The organism is Dyella sp. 01N36 (genome assembly GCF_056399745.1).
Genome location: NZ_JBFTRY010000038.1, coordinates 1 through 23,436 on the forward strand (window position 1 = coordinate 1; position 23,436 = coordinate 23,436).

The following is a 23,436-nucleotide window of genomic DNA, read 5'->3' on the forward strand; positions in this document are numbered from 1 at the left end:
CGCCAGGATCATGCCGAACGCTGCGGCGCTGGTGATCGCAAAGCTGATCGCATAGAACAGCGACGAGGCATAGCCTTCCGGACCGGCATTGACCAGGCCGACCAGCAGGTAACCCATGTGCGAGATGGTCGAGTAGGCCAGCAGGCGCTTGAGGTTGGTCTGCACGATGGCAACGATGTTGCCGATCGCCAGCGACAGCACCGCCAGGCACGCCAGCATCAGCTGCCAATGCTGGGACAGGTCGCCCAGGCCCGACGCCAGCAAACGGTAGGCCATACCGAACGCCGCGAGCTTCTGCGCGGAACCGATGAAGACGGTCACCGCGGTCGGCGAACCCTGGTACACATCCGGGATCCACATGTGGAACGGCGCGGCACCGAGCTTGAAGCCGATACCCACGATCATGAAGATCAGGCCGAACACCAGCAGATGCGGCATGCCCGTGTGGCCGGCGGCCATGTGCAGGCGCACGAGGTCGAGCGTGCCGGTGGCACCGTAGACCATGGACATGCCGTACAGCAGCATGCCCGAGGCCAGTGCGCCCAGCACGAAGTACTTGATGGCCGCTTCCGAGGACAGGCGCGAATCACGGTTGAGTGCGACCAGCGCGTACGACGACAGCGTAAGCAGTTCCAGGCCCAGGTACACCATGATCAGGTTGCCGGCCGAGACCAGCAGCATGATGCCGATCACTGCGAAGATGGTCAGCGTGTAGAACTCGCCCACGAACAGCTTGCGGTCCTGCAGATAGGGCTTGGCGTAGAAGAACACCAGGACGGTGGTGAGCAGCGAGAAGACCTTTAGGATCTCCGAGACGCCGTCGCGGATGAACATCCCGTTGAACGCGGTGACCGCCTGGCTGGGCTGGCCGGCGACCACCAGGTAGATGGCCACCAGCAGCACGGCAATCGACAGCCAGTGCAGCACCGGGCGCTGCTCGGGCTTCATGAAGGCATCCAGCAATAGCAGCAAACACGCTGCCGCCACCAGATAGAACTCCGGCAACAGGATCAGTATGTCATTGAAATTCGGCATGATCAGTCCTGCTTAGATCTTGTGGTTGCCAAGCTGGGTCACCAGCTGCGTGACCGACGAATCCATCAGATGGATCAGCGGCTGCGGCCAGATGCCCAGGGCGAACACGGCTGCGGCGAACGCGCCCAGTACAAACCATTCGCGTCCGTTGAGGTCCTTCATCTCCGCCACATGCGGATTGGTGATGTCACCCCACAGCACGCGCTTGACCATGTACAGCGTGTAGGCGGCGCCGATGATCAGGGTGAACGCGGCAAAGAACGCGATCAGCGGATTGGCCTGGAAGCTGGCCAGGATCACCTGGAATTCGCCCACGAAACCGCTGGTACCCGGCAGGCCGCTGTTGGCCATGGCGAACACCACGTAGAAGAAGCCAAACCACGGCATCACGTTGATGACGCCGCCGTAATCCTTGATCTGGCGCGTATGCATGCGGTCGTACAGCACGCCGATGCACGAGAACATCGCGCCCGAGACGAAGCCGTGCGAAATCATCTGCACCATCGCACCCTGCATGCCCAGCTTGGCGGCATCGAGGTTGTTGCTGCCGCGCACCAGCATGAAGGCGATGAAGATGCCCAGCGTGACGAAGCCCATGTGCGCCACGGACGAATACGCCACCAGCTTCTTCATGTCCTCCTGCACCAGCGCGATATAGCCGATGTAGACCACCGCGATCAGGCTGAGGCCAATCACCACCCAGGCATACGCATCGGCGGCGTCCGGCGTGATCGGCAGCGAGAAGCGCAGGAAGCCGTAGCCACCGATCTTCAGCATCACCGCGGCCAGCACCACCGAACCACCGGTCGGCGCTTCCACGTGGGCGTCCGGCAACCACGTATGCACCGGCACCATCGGCACCTTCACGGCAAACGCGATCAGGAACGCGAAGAACAGCCAGGTCTGCTCCTTCATGCTGAGCGGCAGCGCCGCCAGCGTGGCGAGGTCGAACGAGCCGGCCTTCAGGTACAGATAGATCAGGCCCACCAGCATGAAGATGGAGCCAAAGAACGTGTAGATGAAGAACTTCAGCGTGGCGTACACGCGACGCGGACCACCCCAGACGCCGATGAGGATGAACATCGGGATCAGCATGGCCTCGAAGAACACGTAGAACAGCAACGCGTCGGTGGCGCAGAACACGCCGATCATCAGGCCTTCGAGCACCAGCATGGCGGCCATGTACTGGTGCGGATTGGTCTGGATGACCTCCCACGCGCCCACGATCACCAGGATGCCGACGAAGCTGGTCAGCAGGATCAGGGCCACCGAAATGCCGTCGACCGCCAGGTTGTAGTGGACGCCCAGCGAGGCGATCCATACATGGCTTTCGCCAAGCTGCTTGGTGGCGTCTGCCGCGTTGTACATCGGCAGCATGTAGAGGCTGAGCACGAAGGTGAGCACGGCGACCGCCAGGGCGATCCAACGCGCGGCGTTGGGTCGACCGGAGCCGGCGAGCAACACCGGGATGGCACCCACCACGGGGAGCCAGATCAGCAGGCTGAGCAAATGATTGAACATGGAGCAGGTTCCCTTATTGCCCGACCAGCCAATACCCGCCAAGCAGCAGGATAAGGCCGAGAATCATCGCGAAGGCGTAGTGATAGAGATAGCCGGACTGCAGGCGACGCATACCACCTGCAATACGGTCGACCAGACCCGCCGAACCATTGACCAGCACGCCGTCGATAACCGCCGCATCGCCGCCCTTCCACAGGGCACGACCCAGCGCCATACCGCCGCGTGCGAAGACGATGAAGTACACCGCGTCGAACCAGTACTTGTGGTTGAGCAGGTTATAGATCGGTTTGAGCGCGTTCTTGATGCGATCGGCTACGGACGGGTTGAACAGGTAGATGTAGGTCTGGATCGCAAACGCGGTCAGCACCAGCAGGAACGGCAACTGCGTGAAGCCGTGCAGCGCCATGCCCAGCGAACCGTGGAACTCCTTGGCCAGCTCGCCCAGGACGTTGTTCGCCTCATTGACGTGGATGGCCGAACCGAACCACTCGCCAAAAAGCAGCGGCTGGATGGCGATGAAACCCACGATGATCGACGGGATCGCCAGCAGGATCAGCGGCASCSACACCACCCACGGCGACTCCTTCGGCGTCTCGTGCATGATGCCCTGCTCGTGATGACCGTGGTCATCCTTGTGCGAGACATGATGGTGCTCGTCGTGCGCGGCGTGCTCGTCGTGGCCGTGAGCGTGATCATGACCGTGGCCATGATCGTGCACCACCACGAAGCGTTCCTTGCCGTGGAAGGTCAGGTACATCTGGCGGAAGGTGTACAGCGCGGTCACGAAGGCGCCGGCCATCACGCAGAAGTAAGCGTAGGTGGCACCCCAGCGATGCGACTCGCCCACCGCTTCGATGATCGCGTCCTTGGAATAGAAGCCCGCGAAGAACGGCACGCCGCACAGCGCCAGCGAACCAATCCACATGGTGATCCAGGTGATCGGCATGTACTTGCGCAGGCCGCCCATGTAGCGCATGTCCTGCTCATGGTGCATGGCGATGATCACCGAGCCGGCACCCAGGAACAGCAGCGCCTTGAAGAAGGCATGCGTCATCAGGTGGAACACGGCGCCGGCATAGGCCGACACGCCCAGCGCCACCGTCATATAGCCCAGCTGCGACAGCGTGGAGTACGCCACGACGCGCTTGATGTCGTTCTGCACGATGCCGATCAGGCCGGTGAACAGCGCACCGGTGGCGCCGATGATCATCACGAAGCTGAGTGCGGTTTCCGACAGTTCGAAGATGGGCGACATGCGCGCCACCATGAARATGCCGGCSGTCACCATGGTSGCGGCGTGRATCAGYGCSGAGATCGGGGTSGGRCCTTCCATCGARTCSGGCAGCCACACGTGCAGCGGSAMCTGGGCSGACTTGCCCATCGCGCCGATRAACAGGCAGATGCAGATGACGGTGGCGGCATCCCAATGCGTGTTCTGGGTGATCTGCAGGGTCTTGCCCACCAGGCCCGGCGCCGCGGCAAACGCCGTGGTGTAGTCCAGCGTGCCCAGGAAATACAGCACGCCGGCGATGCCGAGCAGGAAGCCGAAGTCGCCCACGCGGTTGACCAGGAACGCCTTGAGGTTGGCGAAGATCGCCGTCGGGCGCTTGTACCAGAAGCCGATCAGCAGGTACGACACCAGGCCTACCGCTTCCCAGCCGAAGAACAGCTGCATGAAGTTGTTGCTCATCACGAGCATCAACATCGAGAAGGTGAACAGCGAGATGTAGCTGAAGAAGCGCTGGTAACCCGGGTCGTCGGCCATGTAGCCGATGGTGTAGATGTGCACCAKCAGCGACACGAAGGTCACCACCACCATCATCATGGCGGTCAGGCGATCGATCATGAAGCCGACGTGGGCGCTGTAGTTGCCGATCTCGAACCAGGTGTAGATGTTCTGGTTATAGATCGGCGCGCCGCCCGTAGTGAGCTGGTACAGCACGTAGAACGACAGGCCGCAGGCGATCGCCACGCCCAGGATGGTCACGCTGTGCGAACCGGCGCGACCGATGAAGCGACCAAAGAAGCCCGCCAGCAGGCAGCCGACGAGCGGTGCCAGGGCGATGGTCAGCAGAATGGAGGTAGACAATTCCATCGGGTCAGCCCTTCATGCTGTCGATTTCGGCGACATTGATGGTGCTGCGGTTGCGGAACAGCAGGACCAGGATCGCCAGGCCGATGGCGGTTTCCGCCGCAGCCACGGTGAGGATGAAGAACACGAACACCTGCCCCGCCACGTCGCCCAGGAAACGGGAGAACGCGACGAAGTTGATGTTCACCGCCAGCAGCATCAGCTCGATCGACATCAGCAACACGATGACGTTCTTGCGGTTGATGAAGAGACTGGCCAGCGCGATGCAGAACAGCACGGCGCCGAGCACGATGAAGTGCGAAAGCGTGATCATGGGGTGGTCTCCTTGCCCGGTGCCGGCTGGGGCGCGACGGGAACTTCCGCGGCCATCTTCACCACGCGGACGCGGTCACGCGGGTTGACGCGAACCTGCTGCGAGGCCTGCTGGTGACGCACACCGGTGCGCTGGCGCAGGGTCAATACCACGGCAGCCACCACACCCACGGTGAGGATCRGTGCGGCCACTTCGAACGGCAGCAGGAACTGCGTGTAGAGCGCAGTGCCCAGCCAGGCGGTGTTGGACATGCCAGCCACGGTGGCCGGATCGGCGCCCATCACGGCCTGGTGCATCGCACGCACGCCGATCAGCGCGAGCATTTCGCCCAGCATGACCAGGGCCACGATGATGCCGACCGGCAGGTATTTGATGAAACCCTCGCGTACGTGTTCCTGCTTGATGTCCAGCATCATCACCACGAACAGGAACAGCACCATCACCGCGCCCACGTAGACCACGATCAGGGCGATGGCGAGGAATTCCGCTTCGGCCAGCAGCCAGATGCAGGCGGTGCTGAAGAAGGTGAGCACCAGCGACAGCACGGCATGCACCGTGTTGCGCAGCGTGATCACGCCCAGCGCCGCCACCACGGTGACGGCCGCGAAGGCGTAGAAACACACGAGTTGGAACATATTCGTATCGATCATGATGTCCCGTCCTCAGCGATACGCGGCGTCTTGAGCGCGGGCAGCCGCGATGTCCTGCTCGAAGCGATCGCCGATGGCGAGCAGCTGCGGCTTGGTCACCACGTTCTCGCCACGCTGCTCGAAGTGGTACTCATGGATATGCGTTTCGACGATCGAGTCGACCGGGCAGCTCTCTTCGCAGAAACCGCAGAAGATGCACTTGAACAGATCGATGTCGTAACGCGTGGTGCGGCGCTGGCCGTCGCTCTCGCGCGGGGCGGAGTCGATGGTGATGGCGAGCGCCGGGCACACCGCCTCGCACAGCTTGCACGCGATGCAACGCTCTTCGCCGTTGGCGTAGCGACGCAGCGCATGCAGGCCGCGGAAGCGGTTGGACTTGGGGATGTGCTCCATCGGATAGCGCATGGTGTACTTGGGGCTGAACATGTAACGCATGGTCAGACCCAAGCCCTTAAACAGCTCGATGAGCAGCAGGCTTTTGAAATAGTGAGTTACGCGGGACATGTTTCTTCAGCCTCCCGTGCCGACGGTGACCCAGCCGAAATACTTCATGCAGCCGGCGACGAGGACCCAGACGATGGTGATGGGAATGAATACCTTCCAGCCCAGACGCATGATCTGGTCGTAGCGGTAACGCGGGAAGCTGGCGCGGAACCACAGGAACATGAAGGCGAAAACGAACACCTTGACGAACAGCCACAGCACGCTCGCCTGCCCCACGATGCCCCACGAAGCGGGCAACGGCGACAGCCAGCCGCCCATGAACAGGATCGGCGCCAGGAAGCTGATCAGGATCATGTTGGCGTATTCGGCCAGGAAGAACAGCGCGAAGGCCGAGCCCGAATACTCCACGTGGAAGCCCGCGACGATTTCCGATTCACCTTCCGCCACGTCGAACGGCGCGCGGTTGGTTTCGGCGACGCCCGAGATGAAGTAGATGATGAATACCGGCAGCAGCGGCCACATGAACCAGTCAAGGATGCCCTTGCTGCCGGCCTGCGCGTGCACGATGTCGGTGAGGTTCAAGGAACCGGCCAGCACCAGCACGCAGACCAGGCACAGGCCCATGGCCAGCTCGTACGAGATCACCTGCGCCGCCGAACGCATCGCACCCAGCAGCGCGTAGCGCGAGTTGGACGCCCAGCCGGCCAGGATGATGCCGTACACGCCGAGCGAGGTCATCGCCAGCAGGTACAGCAGGCCCGCGTTGACGTTGGCCAGCACCATCTTGTCGTTGAAGGGAATCACGGCCCACGCGGCCAGCGCCGGGATCAGCGCCAGCAGCGGCGCCATGTAATACAGGGTCCGGTTCGCGCTGGTCGGAAGAATGACTTCCTTGATCAGCAGCTTGGTCACGTCCGCAAAGGCCTGCAGCAGGCCGAACGGGCCGACCTTGTTGGGCCCCATGCGCACGTGCATCCAGCCGAGCACCTTGCGCTCCCACCACACGTACAGCGCCACCGTGATGACCAACGGCAGGACGATGCACAGGATGTAGATGACCGGCATGACCACCTGGTTGAAGATCTGTTCGCCCATGTGCTTACGCCTTGCTCAGGGTGAGGGCTGCGCCGTAGGGCGGCAGCGAGACAGTGTCGTCGTGTGCGGCCTCGATCCAGGCCGCGCCATCGGGCACGGTCGCATCGATCGCCAGCGGCAGCACCGCATCGGCCACGCGCACCGCATCGCCCTCGCCCAGACCCTGGCGCTTGGCTTCGTCCGCATTGATGCGAACGGCCGGCGCACGGTTGAGCGGGTGCTTGCTGAGTGCGGTCGCACGACGGAGCACGGCATCGGTACGGTAGATCGGCCAGGTGGCGAGGCGGCTCAAGCCAACCGCCGACGGACGCGAAGCCAGCTCGGCGCGCGGCTGATGCGCACGCTCGCTGATGCCTTCGCGCAGACCRGCCAGGTCGTCGAACTCGAAACCGGCGAGCTTCATCACGCCGCCCAGTGCACGCAGCACCTTCCAGCCCGGACGCGCATCGCCCGGCGCCTTGGCGCCGGCAGCCACGCTCTGGGCGAGGCCGTCGACATTGACCAGGGTGCCGTCGATTTCCGGCAGCAGACCGATCGGCAGGATCACTTCGGCCACTTCGCGCAGCGCGTCGCTGGCATAGGCGGTAAACGCCACCACCTTCTGCGCGCCCTTGAGCGCCTTCAGCAAGGCAGCGCCATCGGCGACGTCCTGCGGCTCGACGCCGTACAGCACATAAGCCTTGCGCGGCTGGGCCAGCATCGCCTGGGCATCGAGGCCGCCGTTACCCGGCAGCACGCCGACGCGGCCCAGGCCGATGGCATTGGCACCGACCGGCAGCTCGTTGTAACCGGCACCCGTCGCCTGCGCGATGAACTGCGCCACGGCGCGCAGCCACGAGGCCTGCGGATGCGTGACGGCGGCTTCGCCGAGGATGACGACCGCACTGCCGCTCTTCAGATCGGCAATCGCGTCCTTGTCGCCCTCGTCGCACGACGCAGCGTGGATCGCATCGGCCAGTGCGGCCGGCGCGGTGGCACCCGCTTCGACCACGCCCTTGGCCAGCGACAGCAGCGCATCGACCAGGGCCTGCGGCGCCACGATGGCTTCGCCGGTCAGCTTGTAATTGAAGTTGAAGCTCGCCGGATTGACGGCGTAAACCTTGGCGCCCTTCTTCACCGCCTGATGGATGCGGTGATTGAGCAGCGGCATCTCGTGACGCAGATCCGAGCCGACCAGCAGCGCAGCCTTGACCTTGTCCAGCTCGGCGACCGGCTTGGCGAATGCCGTGGCGATCGCGTTGTCGGCGAAGTCGAGCTGACGCACGCGGTGATCGATATGCGCGCTGCCCAGGCCACGGGCGAGGCGCACCAGCAGGTCGCCTTCCTCATTCGTGGTGGCCGGATGCACCAGCACGCCCAGCTCGCTGCCCGGCACTGCCTTGAGCGATTCCACAGCGGCGCTCAGCGCGTCGTCCCAGGTGGTGGTGACCCACTGGCCGTTGCGCTTGACCTGCGGCGCGCCGACGCGATCGGCCGCGTACAGACCTTGATTGCTGTAGCGGTCGCGATCGGAGAGCCAGCACTCGTTGATCGATTCGTTGTCGCGCGGCACCGTGCGCAGCACCTCACCGCGGCGCGTGTGCAGCCACAGGTTGGAGCCCAGCGCATCGTGATAGGCAACCGACGGCTTGGCGATCAGCTCCCAGGCGCGCGCCTGGAACTGGAACGGCTTGTTGGTCAGCGCGCCCACCGGGCAGACGTCGATGATGTTGCCCGACAGTTCCGTCTCGATGGTCTTGCCGATGTAGGTACCGATCTGCAGGTTGTCGCCGCGGCTCATGCCGCCGAGCTCGTACGTACCGGCGATTTCGCTGGTGAAGCGCACGCAGCGCGTGCACTGGATGCAGCGGGTCATCTCGGTGGCGACCAGCGGACCGAGGTTTTCGTCGGCGATGGTGCGCTTGCGTTCGGTATAGCGCGACACGCTGCGGCCATAGCCCAGCGCGACGTCCTGCAGTTCGCACTCGCCGCCCTGATCGCAGATCGGGCAATCCAGCGGGTGGTTGATCAGCAGGAACTCCATCACGTCCTTCTGGAACTTCAGGGCGGAGTCGGAGCGCGTGGTGACCTTCATGCCTTCGGCCACCGGGGTGGCGCAGGCCGGCTGCGGCTTGGGCATGGGCTTGCCGCCCATTTCCACTTCCACCAGGCACATGCGGCAGTTGGCGGCGATCGGCAGCTTGCGGTGATAGCAGAAGCGAGGAATGTTGATGCCGATGGCATCAGCCGCCTCGATGATCATGGCGCCCTTGCGGATCTGCGTGGGCTTGCCATCGACCTCGATGTTCACAAGGTCGAGATTGGGTGCTGCGGGCTGCGCACTCATGCGGCGGCTCCAAGCTTGTCGTCGACAATGGAGCGGCCATTGACGATGTAGTACTCAAATTCATCCCAGAACTGGCGCAGGAAGCCCTGCACCGGCCACGCCGCGGCTTCGCCGAACGCGCAGATGGTGTGGCCTTCGATCTGGCCGGCAATGGCCTTGAGACGATGCAGGTCTTCCATGGTGCCCTGACCTTCCACGATGCGATCCAGCACGCGGTGCATCCAGCCGGTGCCTTCGCGGCACGGCGTGCACTGACCGCAGCTTTCCTTGTGGAAGAACTGCGAGATGCGGCGGGTGAAGCGCACCGTGCAGACGGTGTCGTCGAGCACCACGATGGCGCCCGAGCCGAGGCCCGTCTTCAAGTCACGCAGCGTGTCGTAGTCGAACGGCAGACCCTTGAGCTGTTCGGCGCGCAGTACCGGCATCGACACGCCGCCGGGAATCGCACCCTTCAGCGTGCGGCCCGGACGCAGGCCACCGGCCATTTCCAGCAGCTCGTCGAAGGTGGTGCCCAGCGGCACTTCGAAGTTGCCGCCCTTCTGCACGCAACCGGAGACCGAGAAGATCTTCGGACCGCCGTTCTTGGTCTTGCTCTGCGCCAGGAACCAGTCCGCACCCTTGCGCAGGATGGCCGGCACCGAGGCATAGGTTTCGGTGTTGTTGATSGTGSTSGGCTTGCCGTACAGGCCRAAGYTGSCCGGGAAMGGCGGCTTGAAGCGCGGCTGGCCYTTCTTGCCTTCCAGCGATTCSAKCAGCGCGGTTTCYTCGCCRCAGATGTAGGCACYGGCGCCGAGTGCGCCATAGATGTCCACATCGAGGCCGGTGCCCTGGATGTTCTTGCCCAGCAGACCGGCGGCGTACGCTTCCTTCAGCGCCTCTTCGAAATGCTCGAAGGGCTCGTGATGGAACTCGCCACGCAGGTAGTTGTAAGCCACGGTGGAACCGGTGCAATAGCACGCGATCGCCATGCCTTCGATCACCGCATGCGGGTTGAAGCGCAGGATGTCGCGGTCTTTGCAGGTGCCCGGCTCCGATTCGTCGGAGTTGCAGAGGATGTACTTCTGCATGGTGCCCTTGGGCATGAAGGACCACTTCAGGCCGGTCGGGAAGCCTGCGCCGCCGCGGCCGCGCAGGTTGCTCTTCTTGATCTCGTCGATCAGGGCAGTCGGGTCGGGCTTCTCGGCGAGGATTTTCTTCCACGCTTCATAGCCACCCACCTGGGTGTAGCTGTCCATCGCCCACGGCTTGTCGAAATGCAGCGTGGTGTAGACGACCTGATGTTCTTGGGGTGCGGGTCCGTAAGCCATTGCGCCCAGCCCTTACTTAAGACCATCGAGGATTTCATCGATCTTCTGGATCGAGAGTCGCTCGTGGTAGTGACCATTGACGGTCATCGCCGGCGCGCTGGCGCAGGCGGCGATGCATTCTTCTTCGCGCTTCAGATACACGCGGCCATCGGCGGTGCTTTCGCCCAGCTTGATGCCCAGCTTCTGCTCGCAGTGCTTCACCAGGTCGTCGGCGCCATTGAGCCAGCACGAGACGTTGGTGCAGATGGCCACGTTGTTGCGGCCCACCGGCTTGGTCTCGAGCATCGAGTAGAAGCTCGCCACCTCGTACGCCCACACGGCGGGCAAGTCGAGGTACTTGGCAACGGCGGTGATCAGCTCGTCGGTGAGGAAGCCTTCGTTCTGCTCCTGCGCGGCAAACAGCGCCTGGATCAGCGCCGAACGCTTGCGGTCAGGAGGAAAACGGGCAACCCACTCTTCGATGTGATGACGAGTGTGTTCGTTCAGTACGACGAGCGGGTCGACATTCTTGACCTGCGCGTAATTTCCGGTGGCTTTCATGTGTGGTTTCCTCCGGGCTCAGCGATCGACTTCGCCGAACACGAGGTCATAGGTACCGATCATCGCCACCACGTCGGCCAGCATGTGGCCGCGCACGGTGACGTCCATCGAGGACAGATGGGCGAAGCCCGGCGCGCGCAGGTGCACGCGGAACGGCTTGTTCGCACCATCGGATACCAGGTAGCAGCCGAATTCACCCTTCGGTGCTTCCACGGCGGCATAGGTCTCGCCCGCAGGCACGCCATAGCCTTCCGTGAACAGCTTGAAGTGATGGATCAGTGCTTCCATGTCCTCCTTCATGCTTTCGCGATGCGGCGGCGCCACCTTGTAGTTCTGCACGATGACAGGACCCGGGTTGGCCTTCAGCCACTTCACGCACTGCTGGATGATCCGGTTGGACTGGCGCATTTCTTCCACGCGCACCAGGTAACGGTCGTAGCARTCGCCGCCCACGCCCACCGGGATGTCGAAATCGACTTCGGCGTACTTGGCGTACGGCTGCTTCTTGCGCAGATCCCACTCGATGCCCGAACCGCGCAGCATCACGCCTGTCATGCCCCAGGCCTGCGCCTTTTCCGGCGGGATCACGCCGATGCCGACCGTGCGCTGCTTCCAGATACGGTTGTTGGTGAGCAGTTCTTCGTACTCGTCGACCTTGGTCGGGAAGTCGCTGGTGAACGCTTCCAGATAGTCGAGCATGGAGCCTTCGCGCCAGGAGTTGAGGCGCTTGAGGTCCTTGCCCTTGTGCCAGGGCGACTCGCGGTACTGCGACATGTGATTGGGCAGATCGCGGTAGACGCCGCCCGGACGGTAGTAGGTCGCGTGCATGCGCGCGCCCGACACCGCCTCATAGACGTCCATCAGTTCCTCGCGCTCGCGGAACGCGTACAGGAACACCGCCATCGCACCCAGGTCGAGCGCGTTGGAACCGATCCACATCAGGTGATTCAGGATGCGGGTGATTTCGTCGAACATGGTGCGGATGTACTGCGCACGCTCCGGCACCTCGATACCCATCAGGGTTTCGATGGAGCGCACGTAGGCGTGCTCGTTGCACATCATCGACACGTAATCGAGGCGATCCATATAGCCGATCGACTGATTGAACGGCTTGGACTCGGCCAGCTTCTCGGTGCCACGATGGAGCAGACCGATATGCGGATCGGCGCGGACCACCGTTTCGCCGTCCAKCTCCAGCACCAGGCGCAGCACGCCGTGYGCMGCRGGATGCTGCGGGCCGAAGTTCAKGGTGTAGTTGCGGATCTCTTGCATGATCAGTTATTCCGCCAGTTATCGGCCGCTTCAGCCTTGGCCTGCTGCAGGTCGGCATCGTCACGGATGACGCGCGGCACCAGCACGCGCGGCTCGATCGACACGGGTTCGTACACCACGCGCTTCTGCTCGGGGTCGTAACGCACCTCGACATTGCCGATCAGCGGGAAGTCCTTGCGGAACGGATGACCCACGAAGCCGTAGTCAGTGAGGATGCGGCGCAGATCGGGGTGACCGTCGTAAATGATGCCGTAAAGGTCGAACGACTCGCGCTCAAACCAGTTCACGCCCGGCCAGATGCCGGTCAGCGAAGGCACGATCGGCAGCGAGTCGTCGTCGCAGAACACGCGCAGGCGCAGGCGCTGGTTGTTCTCCAGCGACAGCAGGTGAACGATGGAGGCGAAGCGGCGCGGCGAGGAGTCGGCGTGCGGGCGGTCGGCCCACTTGAAGCGGCCCATCGCCTCGCCTTCCACACCGCGCGAGAAGCCGGTGCCGGACACCGTTTCGGTGTCCCATTCGGTCTGGCCGTAGCCGAGGTAATCGATGCCGCAGACGTCGATCGGCACGCCGAAGCGGAACGAGGCTTCGTCACGCAGCGCGGTAGCCACCGCGAGCAGGTCGGCGGCAGCCACTTCGGCGGTGACTTCGTTGCGGACGACGCTGATCGTCAGCATTTCGCCGAATCGCGCGGACAGACGCTCGGCCAGCGAGTTGAAAGAGGTATCAGTCATGCTCTGCTGCGCCTTTGTCAGGAACGCGCGATGGTGTTGGTGCGGCGGATCTTCTTCTGCAACTGCAGGATGCCGTGGATCAGCGCTTCGGCCGTTGGCGGGCAGCCCGGCACGTAGATGTCCACCGGCACGATGCGGTCGCAGCCACGCACCACKGAATACGAGTAGTGRTAGTARCCGCCGCCRTTSGCGCASSWACCCATCGAGATCACCCASYKYGGSTCGGSCATCTGGTCRTAGACCTTGCGCARCGCSGGGGCCATCTTGTTGMMCAGCGTGCCGGCCACGATCATCACGTCSGACTGGCGCGGGCTGGGGCGGAACACCACGCCGTAGCGGTCCAGGTCCAGGCGCGCGGCGCCGGCATGCATCATTTCCACGGCGCAACAGGCCAGACCAAAGGTCATCGGCCACATCGAACCGGTGCGCGCCCAGTTCATCAAGGCGTCGACGCTGGTCGTGGCAAAGCCGCGCTGCATGACAGGGTTGTCTTCGGCCGGACGCAGGATGTCGTCCACCAGGTTCAACGGCTGCGGGTTGTGCATCACCCGGTCAAGCGACGAGATCACTCCCATTCCAGTGCTCCCTTCTTCCACACGTAAGCAAAGCCGATGACCAGCAGCAGCAGGAACAGCGCCATCTCGACCAGGGCAATCAGGCCGATCTTGGTGAACACCACGGCCCACGGAAACAGAAACGCGATTTCCAGGTCGAAGATGATGAACAGGATCGCCAACAGGTAATAGCGCACGTCAAAACGCATGCGCGCATCTTCAAAGGCTTCGAAGCCGCACTCGTACGGMGAGAGCTTCTCGGACTCGGGGCGACGCGGGCCGGCCAGCAGGCCGATGACCAGAAGCACCACGCCTAAGCCGGCGGCAACGCCGATGAAAAGCAGAATGGGCCAGTATTGGGCAAGCACGATGAAACGTACCTCCGCGCCTTCATTGGCGCATCAGTGACCGTCGGGGAAACGGTCCGCGGAACTTGGGTTCGGCATGACCCGCGAGGGCCAAGGGCTAGGCGCCACGTTCACGTGCATTGGGGGCAGCGAGCGTCCGACTTCCCTCGATCTGAATCGAGGGATCGCGACATTGTATCAGTGCGCTTAACAACAACAAGCCTTGACGGCTGTTTGGAAGGAGATTTGCAGGGGTTTCTTCCAGCGGTCGTAAGCCATTGCGACCAAGGTCTTAGAGCCTGGCTCTACATCGTGTGCGTCGGGCGCTCGGACCCGGTCAGGCCGGCCAGGATGTTCTCAATGCGGGTACGCGCCACTTCGCCATCGGACGACTCGTTGAACTGCACGCCAATCCCGGCCGTGCGGTTGCCCTGCGCACCGACCGGGGTCACCCAGACCACCTTGCCGGCCACCGACAGGCGCTCGCCTTCATCGGTGAGGTTGATCAGCAGCACCACTTCGTCGCCCAGGGCGTACTTCTGGGCGGTAGGGGCGAACAGGCCGCCGTGCTTCAGATAAGGCATATAGGCGTTGTAGAGCGACGCCGTGTCCTTGATCTTCAACGAAATGATGCCCTGGCGGGCGGCAATGGCCGGATTCATGACTGCTCCTGTACACCGCTGATGCAGTGCCCCTCAGCCGCATCGTAGCGAGCGGTCGGCCATTGCCACAAGCGAGATGTCGACGGAATGTGACGGCGCTAGAGCTCGCACCAGCCCCAGCGGTCGAAGATCCAGGGCGATGGCAGATTCATATGCAGCTTGAGGAAGCGCGGCCCAGGCGCGGCCGGGTCCAGGCCATGCAATACGTAACGCCCCTGCCCGTCCATGGTCAGTGGCGCCTGGCGCCACGGCCACTGGCGAACGCCCCGCTCGTCGACCAGGGTCAGGTGCAACCAGCGATGGAGCGAAGGAGATGGCTGCCATGGCAGCACGGCCGACTCGGTGGAAACAGCGGTTCCCCGCACCGACTGATACCGCTCGCCACGGTCCGCCAGACGGCGCATCCGCTTGCCGCTCAAGGCCATCTGGCTGCGATGACAGGCCAGCGCGGCCATCTTGGTGGCATGGATGCCGACCGAGGAGTCGAGCTTGACCCGGCCTTTGCCGGTGACCTCCTGGCCGTGCACGAGGTAGGCCAGCATGCGCGGCGTCTCGAGGTTGGCGCGGGCCACCGCCAGGCGGGTCAGGACATGGGCGGCGCCGTGATCGGGGTGGTGATCGCCCAGCGCGGGCAAGGCGACCAGGTTGGGGCGAAACGCCTCCAGGTGCCGGCTCACCATCTCGACGCTGGCATCCAGCTGGTCGCAAAGGCGGCTGGTGATGCCCATGTCGGGCCAGCCCAGGGGCAGCAACGCCTCGCCCGTCACACCCAACTGAGCCAAGGCCTGGGTCACTTCGGTACGTCGGCGCTCGCCCCAGCGGCGGCGCTCATCGGCGCCGATGCGCAGCCGGCGCTCCACCCAGCGTTGCGGCCAGGGATTGTTGTCGCCATTGGTGAGCAGGAGGATCTGCACCTCGCCGCCGGCCTGCCGTACCTGCAGGATCAGCTCGCCGGTGGCGATCGATTCGTCATCCGGGTGCGGCGCGACGACCAGCAGTCGCGTCCTGGCATTGAGGCTCAAGCTCACGTCAGCCCCCTGTGACAGGAGGCGCCGGACGCCAGCCGCGATCGAAGGCCTGCGACCACACGAAAGCCACAGGCGTGCCGCCGCTCACCACCAGATGGTGGGTGCCGCGGCTCAGGAACCAGTGGTCCGCCGGCGCGGCGCCATCGAGGCTGCCGCTGAGGCGCTGGTGTCCATCGGTCACCACATAGTCTCCGGGTACGTTCACGTCTATCGTCTGCTGGGGCTGGTGATCGGCAAGCATACGGCCCGCGATCCAGATATCTCCGCCAGCCTCCACATAATTGAGCATCACGAAGCGCGCGCTCGAGGGCGGCAGGCGCCGCAACACCACCAGCATGGTCCGGTGATTGACCAGGTCGTCGACGATGGTGTCCGCCATCTGCCCACGGCGCAGGCGCCGCATGGCCAAGCTTTCCAGCACGGGATAGTAAGGGCGCATGCGGAATATCGTGTCGCCCTTGGGGTCCATCAYCGTGTCGGTTTCGTTCGTGTAACGCAGCACGGTCGACAGTTCATTGCGTTGCGCGGCGAGATCGTCCTGCCATGGCGGCGCATCGGCAATGACGGCTGCCATTTCCGCCACCAGCAAAACCATCAACAACACGCCGCGCAGTCGCGGACGGGAGTTCAGCCATTGCCACGTCGCTGCCAGGCCGGCCGAGGCGATCGCGAGCGTCGGCAACACAGGGAGAAAATCCTGCTTGGTGATGAGCGGCCAGATGAACCAGATCAGCAGCAGGTACAGACCGCCCTGCAAGGCAAAGAACACGGTCCAGTCGAAACCGCCTTCCGAGCGCTGGCGCGCTTCACGCACGCACATCACCACCAGCACCGCTGCAAAAATCAGAAACCACAAACCTTGCTGCGCCGCATGCCGTTTGTTGGCGCCGCCGATGTTGTACTCGGCCAGCCCGTACCACGCGTCTTCGAGCAAACCGTGCGTGCCCAACCAAATGGCAAAAATGGCGGGCACCAGCAGTACGCCCAGCAACGCGGCGATCCAGCAACGCACACCGGCCCGCGGCGCGTGCGAGGGCCGCATCATCCGCACCACGCCGGCCGCGACGACGGTGGTGACCAGCAGCACCAGTGTTTTCTGCGATACCGACAGTGCACAGCCCATCGCCAGGCCGGCCACGAAGTAACGCCACAGGCGCGGCGGTGCGCCCGCCACGAACGCCAGGCCGAGCAGCCACATCGCCATCCACATGTCGTCGGTGCGGAACTGTCCGCTGACGACGAAGAACCGCGGGAATAGACCGGCCACCAGCACAACCACCGCAGCGACGCGCCAGCCGTAGAGGCGTTGCGCCATCCAGCCCGCCGAACCCAGGGCGATCACATACCAAAACTGCATGGCCAGGCGCAGCCAGGTCAGCACGTCGGGACGGTTGTCCAGCCACTTCAGCAGCGGCGAGTGCAGCCATCCGAACAGTGGGCCGTGGTTGTCGAAAACATCACGGTAAGGCAGCAGCCCTTGCGTCCACGCCCATGCGACGTGCGCGTGCTGCGCTTCGTCGGAGTTGAGCGTGTACGCATTAAGCCATGCCAGTCGAAGGACCAGCAGGAACAAGAGCGAAATCCACGGCCAAATGGGGAGCTGGCGTTGGGAGGAAAACTTCATCGGAGCAGCGTAGGCAGGCGGCCTGTCAGCGGCCTTTCCCTGGGGAAAACGCGGCGCCGGTCATCAGGTTGTCAAGATCGGCTCAATGCCAGCGGGCGAGCAATTCCAGCAAGAGCAGATCGCCACGCAGGGGGCCACGCAGTGATTCGCGCGTGCGATTGGCCGCCATATACCACTGGTCGAGGCCTTCAGCGTCCAGCTGGCTGGCCAGCGGCCCCTGCCCGGCGGTGGCACGCATTTTCAGCTCTTCGGCGGCAGCCTGTGCCGCAAACCACAGACGCTGTTGCGGCTCGTTGTCCAGCCAGCGACGCGCCACTTCCATGGCCTCGCCACGTCCGGCCGCCAGTGCACCAAGATCCTTGCGAACCTCTTGCCTGCGCGCGAGCGCGCCTTGTTCCGCCCAGACACGCGCCAGACCAGGATTGCCGCCCGCCGCATCGAGCGCAGCGGCGGCGTCCTTGACGCCCTGCTGCTGCAGCCAGTCCAGCGCCTGCTCGCGCGGCGGCAAGTGAAATTCAATGCGCTGGCAACGACTGCGGATGGTTTGCGGCAATCGCCACGGCGCATCGGCTACCAGCAACAGCAAGGTCTGCGCCGAAGGTTCTTCCAGCGTCTTGAGCAAGGCGTTGGCTGCCGCGGTATTCATGGCATCGGCCGGATCGATGCACACGATCTGCCATCCACCGAACTGGCTCGACATGGCAAGACGGGCGGACAGCTCGCGAACCTGGTCGACCACGATCTCGCTGCGCTGCACGCCATCTTTGCGCAGGCCAAAACTCAACGTGGCGAAATCCGGGTGCGTGCCCGCTGCAAACAACAGGCAGCTGCGGCACCGGCCGCACGGCTCGCCGTGTTGCGGGTGCTGGCACAGCAGGCCTTCGGCGAAGCGACGCATGAAGTCGCGCTTGCCCAGGCCTTCGGGCCCGCACAGCAAGAGCGCGTGCGGCATCGCGTTGCGCTCACGCCTAGCCTGCAGGCGTTCCCAATGCTCGCCATGCCATGGCATCAGATTCATGCCGGAGTCCCAAACAGGTGACGGGTGGCATCGATGGCGGCCGCCAGCACTTCCGGCGGCGTCAGCGTGGCGTCGATGATGCGGAAGCGCGCCGGCTCCGCGGCGGCACGCGCACGATAAGCCGCACGCACGCGCTCAAAAAATGTATCGCCTTCCACTTCGATGCGATCCGCTTCGCCGCGGCCGGCAGCGCGCGCACGCCCGGTCGCCACGGGAAGATCGAGCAACAGGGTCAGGTCAGGCGTCAAACCATGTGTAGCCCACTGCTCCAGCGTGGCGATGCGCTCATTCGGCACCCCGCGACCACCGCCTTGATAGGCGTAGCTCGCATCGGTGAAACGATCGCACAACACCCACTGCCCCGCCGCCAGCGCAGGCTCGATGCATTCGCGCACGAGCTGCGCCCGCGAGGCGAACATCAGCAGCAATTCGGATTCGGCGCCCATGCCGCGATGCGCCGGATCGAGCACGATGGCGCGCACCGCCTCGCCCAGCGGCGTGCCGCCGGGTTCGCGCGTCTGCACCAGATCCACGCCCTGCGCGCGCAAGTGCTGCTGCAGGCCGGCGAGCAGTGTGCTCTTGCCGGCCCCCTCGCCACCTTMGAGCGTGATCAACTTGCCTCGTGTCATTGGCATCGCTTCAGCTGAAAACAGGCCACGTTGTGATTGTGTTCGTCCAGCGTACTGGAGAACACGTGCGTGCCGTCGCCACGCGCGACAAAGTAAAGCTCCGACCCGGCTGCCGGATGCAGCGCCGCCTCGATGGCGGGCTTGCCAGCCATGGCGATCGGCGTCGGCGGCAGGCCGGCGCGGGTATAGGTGTTGTACGGCGTGTCGGTGGTCAGGTCCGACTTGTGGATGTTGCCGGTGTAGGACTCGCCCATGCCATAGATCACGGTGGGGTCGGTCTGCAGCAGCATGTGCTCCTGCAGCCGACGCACGAACACGCCGGCGATGCGCGCACGCTCATCGGCGCGGCCGGTTTCCTTTTCCACGATGGACGCCAGGATCAGCGCGTCATACGGCGAGGCCAGCGGCACATWCTTGTCGCGTTGGGCCCACAGCGTGTCCAGCATCTTGGCCATCGCGGCATGCGCGCGGCGCAGGATGTCCAAGTCGCTGTCGCCCTTCACATAGGCGTAGGTCTCGGGAAGAAAACGTCCCTCGGGCATTTCGCCAGGCACCCCGATCCTGGCCATCAGCGCGGCGTCGTCAAGACCGGCGCCTTCCTGCTTGAGCCGGTCCGCCTTGGCCAAGGCTTGGCGCAGGTCGCGGAAGTTCCAGCCATCGACGATGGTGAAATTGCGCTGCAGGACCTTGCCCGCAGCCATATTGAGCAACAGCTCGCGCGGCGTCATGCCCGCGCTCAACGCATATTCGCCCGCATGCAGGCGACCGGCCACACGCAACTGCTCGGCCAGCACACGCCAATACAGCGTGCGCGAATTCGTCACGTGCTGCTCGCGCAACTGGCCAACCACATCACGCAGGCTGCTGCCCTTGGCCACATCGACGCTGGGCGTCTGCGGCGACACCGCCAACGGCGTGCCGACGAAGCGCTGATAGTCCATCCATCCATAGGCGACGCCGCCGGCTACCGCCAGCAACACCAGCACGATCAGGCTGCGCCAAAGCGCCCGCCCCTGCATCTTGTGTCCACTCATGCCTGCTCCATCGGGAAACCCAAGCCGCGCCAATGCTGCTGCAAAGCGCGGGTGACCGGCCCGGCAACATACACGGTATCGCCCACGGCCTGAACAGGCAGGATGCCGCGTACGCTGGAACTGAGGAAGACCTCGCTGGCACGGGCGAGCTCCGCCGGGCGCATGCCCTGGATGCGCACGCCTGGCCGGCTGGCGAGAATCTCGGCGCGAGCCACCCCCGCCACGCCGCAGCGATCCAGCGCCGGTGTGATCAGGACGCCATCGAGCACGGCGAACAGATTAGTCATGGTGCCCGAGATGAGCTGTYCCTCGGCATCGCAAAGCAGGCCCTCGCCCAGCGCGGGGTCGGACCATTCGGCGCGCGCCAGCACCTGCTCCAGCCGGTTGAGGTGCTTCATGCCCGCCAGCAGCGGCTGCGCGGCCAGACGCGTGTCGCACCAACGCACGCGCAGGCCTGAGCGATACACATCACCCGCCATGGACGGCGCCTCGAAGCCGGCCACGACACGGGTGGGCGCAGCAGCCTGAGGCGGTGCATAACCGCGCTCTCCAACGCCGCGAGTGAGCGTGATGCGAACGACAGCATCGTGCATGCCCTCGATCACCACCGCCGCTTCGCGTGCCAGCTGCGGCGCATCGGGCGCAGGCAAGCGCAAGCGGATGCAGCTCTCGCGCAACCGGTCCATATGCCGCGACCACAGCGGGGCCACGCCACTGACGAAACGAATGGTTTCGAACAAGCCGTCTCCGTAGGACAAGCCGCGATCAAACGCGGAGACGGTGATCGACGGCGATCCGTTGACGAACACGCGGTCTGCCATCAGCCCTGCACTCCCAGCGCACGCAGCAGGCCGCGCGCTTTGGCACGCGTCTCGTCCAGCTCCTTATCCGCCACTGAATCGGCCACGATGCCTGCGCCCGCGCGCAGCGTGACGTCGGAACCGGCCAGCGTGAACGTGCGTATGAGGATATTGAGATCGAGATCGCCGTTGCGGTCCAGATAACCGAGCGCGCCGGTATAGGCGCCACGCGGCGCATCTTCCAGCGCAGCGATGATTTCCATGCAGCGCACCTTGGGGCAACCGGTGATGGTGCCGCCCGGGAACGTAGCTGCAATCACTTCGCCCGGCGTCACCTCATCGCGCAGGCGACCACGCACGTTCGACACGATGTGGTGCACATGCGCGTAACTCTCCACCACCATCAGCTCGTTGACCTCGACCGTGCCCGGCACGCAGACGCGGCCCAGGTCATTGCGTTCGAGATCGATCAGCATGACGTGCTCGGCGCGTTCCTTGGGATGCGTGCTGAGCTCAAGGATGCGCGCGGTGTCGTCATCACCCGGTGTGCGCGGCCGCGTGCCGGCGATCGGACGCGTCTGCGCCAGGCCATCGCGTACTTCGACCAGGCGCTCAGGTGATGAACTCACCACTGCCCATTCGGGCTGCTGGAACAAGCCCGCGAACGGCGCCGGATTGGCTTGGCGCAGCGACAAATACAATTGCGCAGGCGTCACAGGATTCGCGTAATGCGCGTGCCAAGCCCGCGAGAGATTTACCTGGAAGATGTCGCCGGCATGCAGATGTTCGTGGATGCGCGCCACGCCATCGAGAAACAGCGCCGGCTCGTCCTCGCTGCAGGCATCGGGTGCAGGCAACGCAGGAAGCTCCATCGGCGCGGAGAGATCGGCCTCCATCGCATCGAGCAAGGCTTGATGCCCCTGCTCCGCCACCAGCACCGTGCAGCCGCGCGCATGGTCCACGATCACCGCCGCCGGACAACGCAAGGCAACCGCGGTCGGCAACACCGTCGACGAGCGAAGCTGGAGGCGCGTTTCGATCTCGCCGACCAGTTCATAGGCGAGCAACAGCAGCCAGCCACCGTGGAACGGCAAGTCGCTGGCGCCATCCCGCGACAACCGCGCCGCACGCCATGCGTCATCCAGCGCGTCGAGAAAACCGCCTTGCAGCGACTCGCCGCTACCGTCGATAAGCTGCCCATCGGCACGCAGGGTCAGCGCTTCCTGTGGAAACGCGAACAAAATGTCGTAGCGCGACTGCGGCGTACCGTGCGTCACGCTCTGCAGCAGGCCGGGATAGCGCTCCGGAAATGCAGCGGCCGGCGCGAGTAGATCGCGCCGGCCGTGCAGGGTCTTGCGATGTAGCGCGGTCACTTCGCTCAAATGCGACGGAATGCCAGCGTACCGTTGGTGCCGCCGAAGCCGAACGAGTTGGAGATGGCTACGTCGAACTTCGCTTCGCGCGCGGTGTGCGGCACGAAATCAAGATCGCAGCCTTCGCCCGGCTCGTCCAGGTTGATGGTCGGCGGCAGCACCTGGTCGCGCAGGGCGAGGATGGTGAAGATCGCTTCGACACCGCCAGCCGCACCCAGCAGGTGACCGGTGGCCGACTTGGTCGAGCTCATCGCCAGCTTGTAGGCGTGATCGCCGAACACGCGCTTGGCGGCCAGCACTTCACCCAGGTCGCCCAGCGGCGTAGACGTGCCGTGCGCGTTGACGTACTGCACGTCAGTCGGGTTCAGATGACCATCCTTGAGTGCGGTGTCCATGCTGCGCGCCGCACCTTCGCCACCTTCGCTCGGGGCAGTGATGTGGAAAGCATCGCCGCTCATGCCGAAGCCGACCAGCTCCGCATAGATCTTCGCGCCGCGTGCCTTGGCGTGTTCGTATTCTTCCAGCACCAGCACGCCGGCGCCGTCGGACAGCACGAAACCATCGCGGTCCTTGTCCCACGGACGACTAGCCTTGGTCGGCTCATCGTTGCGCGTGGACATGGCCTTGGCCGAGCAGAAGCCCGCCATCGCCGTGCCGGTGGTGGCGAACTCGGCGCCGCCGGCGATCATCACGTCGGCATCGCCGTACTGGATCATGCGCGCGGCCAGGCCGATGTTGTGCGTACCCGTGGTGCAGGCCGTGACGCAGGCGATGTTCGGGCCCTTCAGGCCGTACATGATCGACAGGTGACCGGACACCATGTTGATGATCGACGAGGGCACGAAGAACGGCGACACGCGACGCGGCCCCTTGTCGTGCAGCTCGATCGACGTATGTTCGATGGTATGCAGGCCGCCGATACCGGCAGCCACGGCCACGCCGATGCGCGGTGCGTTCGCTTCCGTCACTTCCAGGCCGGAATCGCGCAGGGCTTGCGTGCCCGCGGCGATGCCGTAGTGGATGAACGGATCCATCTTCTTG

The 23,436-nt window shown here is 64.2% G+C and carries 23 protein-coding genes; all 23 read right to left on the minus strand.

Features of this window, described 5'->3' with window-relative positions; translation table 11 throughout:
* A partial coding sequence (locus AC1DMG_RS09520; RefSeq protein WP_477180449.1) for an NADH-quinone oxidoreductase subunit N occupies positions 1-1,035 on the minus strand: 1,035 nt, incomplete at its 3' end.
* Positions 1,036-1,047: 12 nt separating this feature from the next.
* Positions 1,048-2,556 carry an NADH-quinone oxidoreductase subunit M gene (locus tag AC1DMG_RS09525; RefSeq protein WP_477175978.1) on the minus strand — a complete coding sequence of 503 codons (1,509 nt, stop codon included), beginning with the start codon at positions 2,554-2,556 and terminating at the stop codon, positions 1,048-1,050.
* A gap of 13 nt (positions 2,557-2,569) precedes the next feature.
* Positions 2,570-4,651, minus strand: a complete 2,082-nt coding sequence (nuoL, locus tag AC1DMG_RS09530) for an NADH-quinone oxidoreductase subunit L (protein ID WP_477180450.1) — start codon at positions 4,649-4,651, stop codon at positions 2,570-2,572.
* A gap of 4 nt (positions 4,652-4,655) precedes the next feature.
* Positions 4,656-4,961 (minus strand): NADH-quinone oxidoreductase subunit NuoK, encoded by a 306-nt coding sequence (nuoK, locus tag AC1DMG_RS09535; RefSeq protein WP_046970165.1) that lies wholly within the window; start codon positions 4,959-4,961, stop codon positions 4,656-4,658.
* The gene (locus AC1DMG_RS09540; RefSeq protein WP_477180451.1) at positions 4,958-5,611 is read right to left on the minus strand and encodes an NADH-quinone oxidoreductase subunit J; all 654 of its coding nucleotides are present in this window, start codon (positions 5,609-5,611) and stop codon (positions 4,958-4,960) included. The genes nuoK and AC1DMG_RS09540 overlap by 4 nt, the downstream gene beginning before the upstream one ends.
* A 12-nt stretch (positions 5,612-5,623) precedes the next feature.
* On the minus strand, positions 5,624-6,115 hold the full coding sequence (gene nuoI, locus AC1DMG_RS09545) for an NADH-quinone oxidoreductase subunit NuoI (protein WP_046970163.1): 492 nt from the start codon (positions 6,113-6,115) through the stop codon (positions 5,624-5,626).
* Positions 6,116-6,121: 6 nt separating this feature from the next.
* Positions 6,122-7,150 (minus strand): NADH-quinone oxidoreductase subunit NuoH, encoded by a 1,029-nt coding sequence (gene nuoH / locus AC1DMG_RS09550; RefSeq protein WP_477180452.1) that lies wholly within the window; start codon positions 7,148-7,150, stop codon positions 6,122-6,124.
* A 4-nt stretch (positions 7,151-7,154) separates the two neighbouring features.
* Entirely contained in the window at positions 7,155-9,476 is a 2,322-nt protein-coding gene (gene nuoG / locus AC1DMG_RS09555) for an NADH-quinone oxidoreductase subunit NuoG (protein WP_477178219.1), read from the minus strand.
* Positions 9,473-10,783: an NADH-quinone oxidoreductase subunit NuoF gene (gene nuoF / locus AC1DMG_RS09560; protein ID WP_477180453.1), complete on the minus strand. Its 1,311-nt coding sequence runs from the start codon at positions 10,781-10,783 to the stop codon at positions 9,473-9,475. Before nuoF ends, nuoG begins: the two co-directional genes overlap by 4 nt.
* A 12-nt stretch (positions 10,784-10,795) precedes the next feature.
* Positions 10,796-11,323 carry an NADH-quinone oxidoreductase subunit NuoE gene (gene nuoE / locus AC1DMG_RS09565; protein WP_046970159.1) on the minus strand — a complete coding sequence of 176 codons (528 nt, stop codon included), beginning with the start codon at positions 11,321-11,323 and terminating at the stop codon, positions 10,796-10,798.
* A gap of 18 nt (positions 11,324-11,341) precedes the next feature.
* Positions 11,342-12,595 (minus strand): NADH-quinone oxidoreductase subunit D, encoded by a 1,254-nt coding sequence (locus AC1DMG_RS09570; protein WP_477180454.1) that lies wholly within the window; start codon positions 12,593-12,595, stop codon positions 11,342-11,344.
* Positions 12,596-12,597: 2 nt separating this feature from the next.
* Positions 12,598-13,326 carry an NADH-quinone oxidoreductase subunit C gene (locus tag AC1DMG_RS09575; protein ID WP_441604063.1) on the minus strand — a complete coding sequence of 243 codons (729 nt, stop codon included), beginning with the start codon at positions 13,324-13,326 and terminating at the stop codon, positions 12,598-12,600.
* Between the two features lie 17 nt (positions 13,327-13,343).
* Complete coding sequence (locus AC1DMG_RS09580) at positions 13,344-13,901, minus strand: NuoB/complex I 20 kDa subunit family protein (protein ID WP_477180455.1); 558 nt, start codon at positions 13,899-13,901, stop codon at positions 13,344-13,346.
* A complete protein-coding gene (locus AC1DMG_RS09585) occupies positions 13,892-14,248 on the minus strand; it encodes an NADH-quinone oxidoreductase subunit A (protein WP_121880989.1) in 357 nt (118 codons plus the stop codon). The genes AC1DMG_RS09580 and AC1DMG_RS09585 overlap by 10 nt, the downstream gene beginning before the upstream one ends.
* 284 nt (positions 14,249-14,532) lie before the next feature.
* Entirely contained in the window at positions 14,533-14,889 is a 357-nt protein-coding gene (locus tag AC1DMG_RS09590) for a PilZ domain-containing protein (RefSeq protein ID WP_046970154.1), read from the minus strand.
* Between the two features lie 98 nt (positions 14,890-14,987).
* Positions 14,988-15,917: a PIG-L deacetylase family protein gene (locus AC1DMG_RS09595; RefSeq protein WP_477175983.1), complete on the minus strand. Its 930-nt coding sequence runs from the start codon at positions 15,915-15,917 to the stop codon at positions 14,988-14,990.
* Between the two features lies 1 nt (position 15,918).
* On the minus strand, positions 15,919-17,490 hold the full coding sequence (locus AC1DMG_RS09600; protein WP_477180456.1) for an ArnT family glycosyltransferase: 1,572 nt from the start codon (positions 17,488-17,490) through the stop codon (positions 15,919-15,921).
* 133 nt (positions 17,491-17,623) lie between these two features.
* Positions 17,624-18,559: a DNA polymerase III subunit delta' gene (holB, locus tag AC1DMG_RS09605; RefSeq protein WP_477175985.1), complete on the minus strand. Its 936-nt coding sequence runs from the start codon at positions 18,557-18,559 to the stop codon at positions 17,624-17,626.
* On the minus strand, positions 18,556-19,194 hold the full coding sequence (tmk, locus tag AC1DMG_RS09610; RefSeq protein WP_477180457.1) for a dTMP kinase: 639 nt from the start codon (positions 19,192-19,194) through the stop codon (positions 18,556-18,558). Before tmk ends, holB begins: the two co-directional genes overlap by 4 nt.
* Entirely contained in the window at positions 19,185-20,222 is a 1,038-nt protein-coding gene (gene mltG, locus AC1DMG_RS09615) for an endolytic transglycosylase MltG (protein ID WP_477180458.1), read from the minus strand. Before mltG ends, tmk begins: the two co-directional genes overlap by 10 nt.
* A complete protein-coding gene (gene pabC, locus AC1DMG_RS09620; protein WP_477180459.1) occupies positions 20,219-21,043 on the minus strand; it encodes an aminodeoxychorismate lyase in 825 nt (274 codons plus the stop codon). Before pabC ends, mltG begins: the two co-directional genes overlap by 4 nt.
* Positions 21,043-22,395 carry an aminodeoxychorismate synthase component I gene (locus AC1DMG_RS09625; protein WP_477175988.1) on the minus strand — a complete coding sequence of 451 codons (1,353 nt, stop codon included), beginning with the start codon at positions 22,393-22,395 and terminating at the stop codon, positions 21,043-21,045. The genes pabC and AC1DMG_RS09625 overlap by 1 nt, the downstream gene beginning before the upstream one ends.
* 5 nt (positions 22,396-22,400) lie before the next feature.
* Positions 22,401-23,436 (minus strand): beta-ketoacyl-ACP synthase II (gene fabF, locus AC1DMG_RS09630; RefSeq protein WP_477180460.1); only part of this gene is annotated, 1,036 nt, incomplete at its 5' end.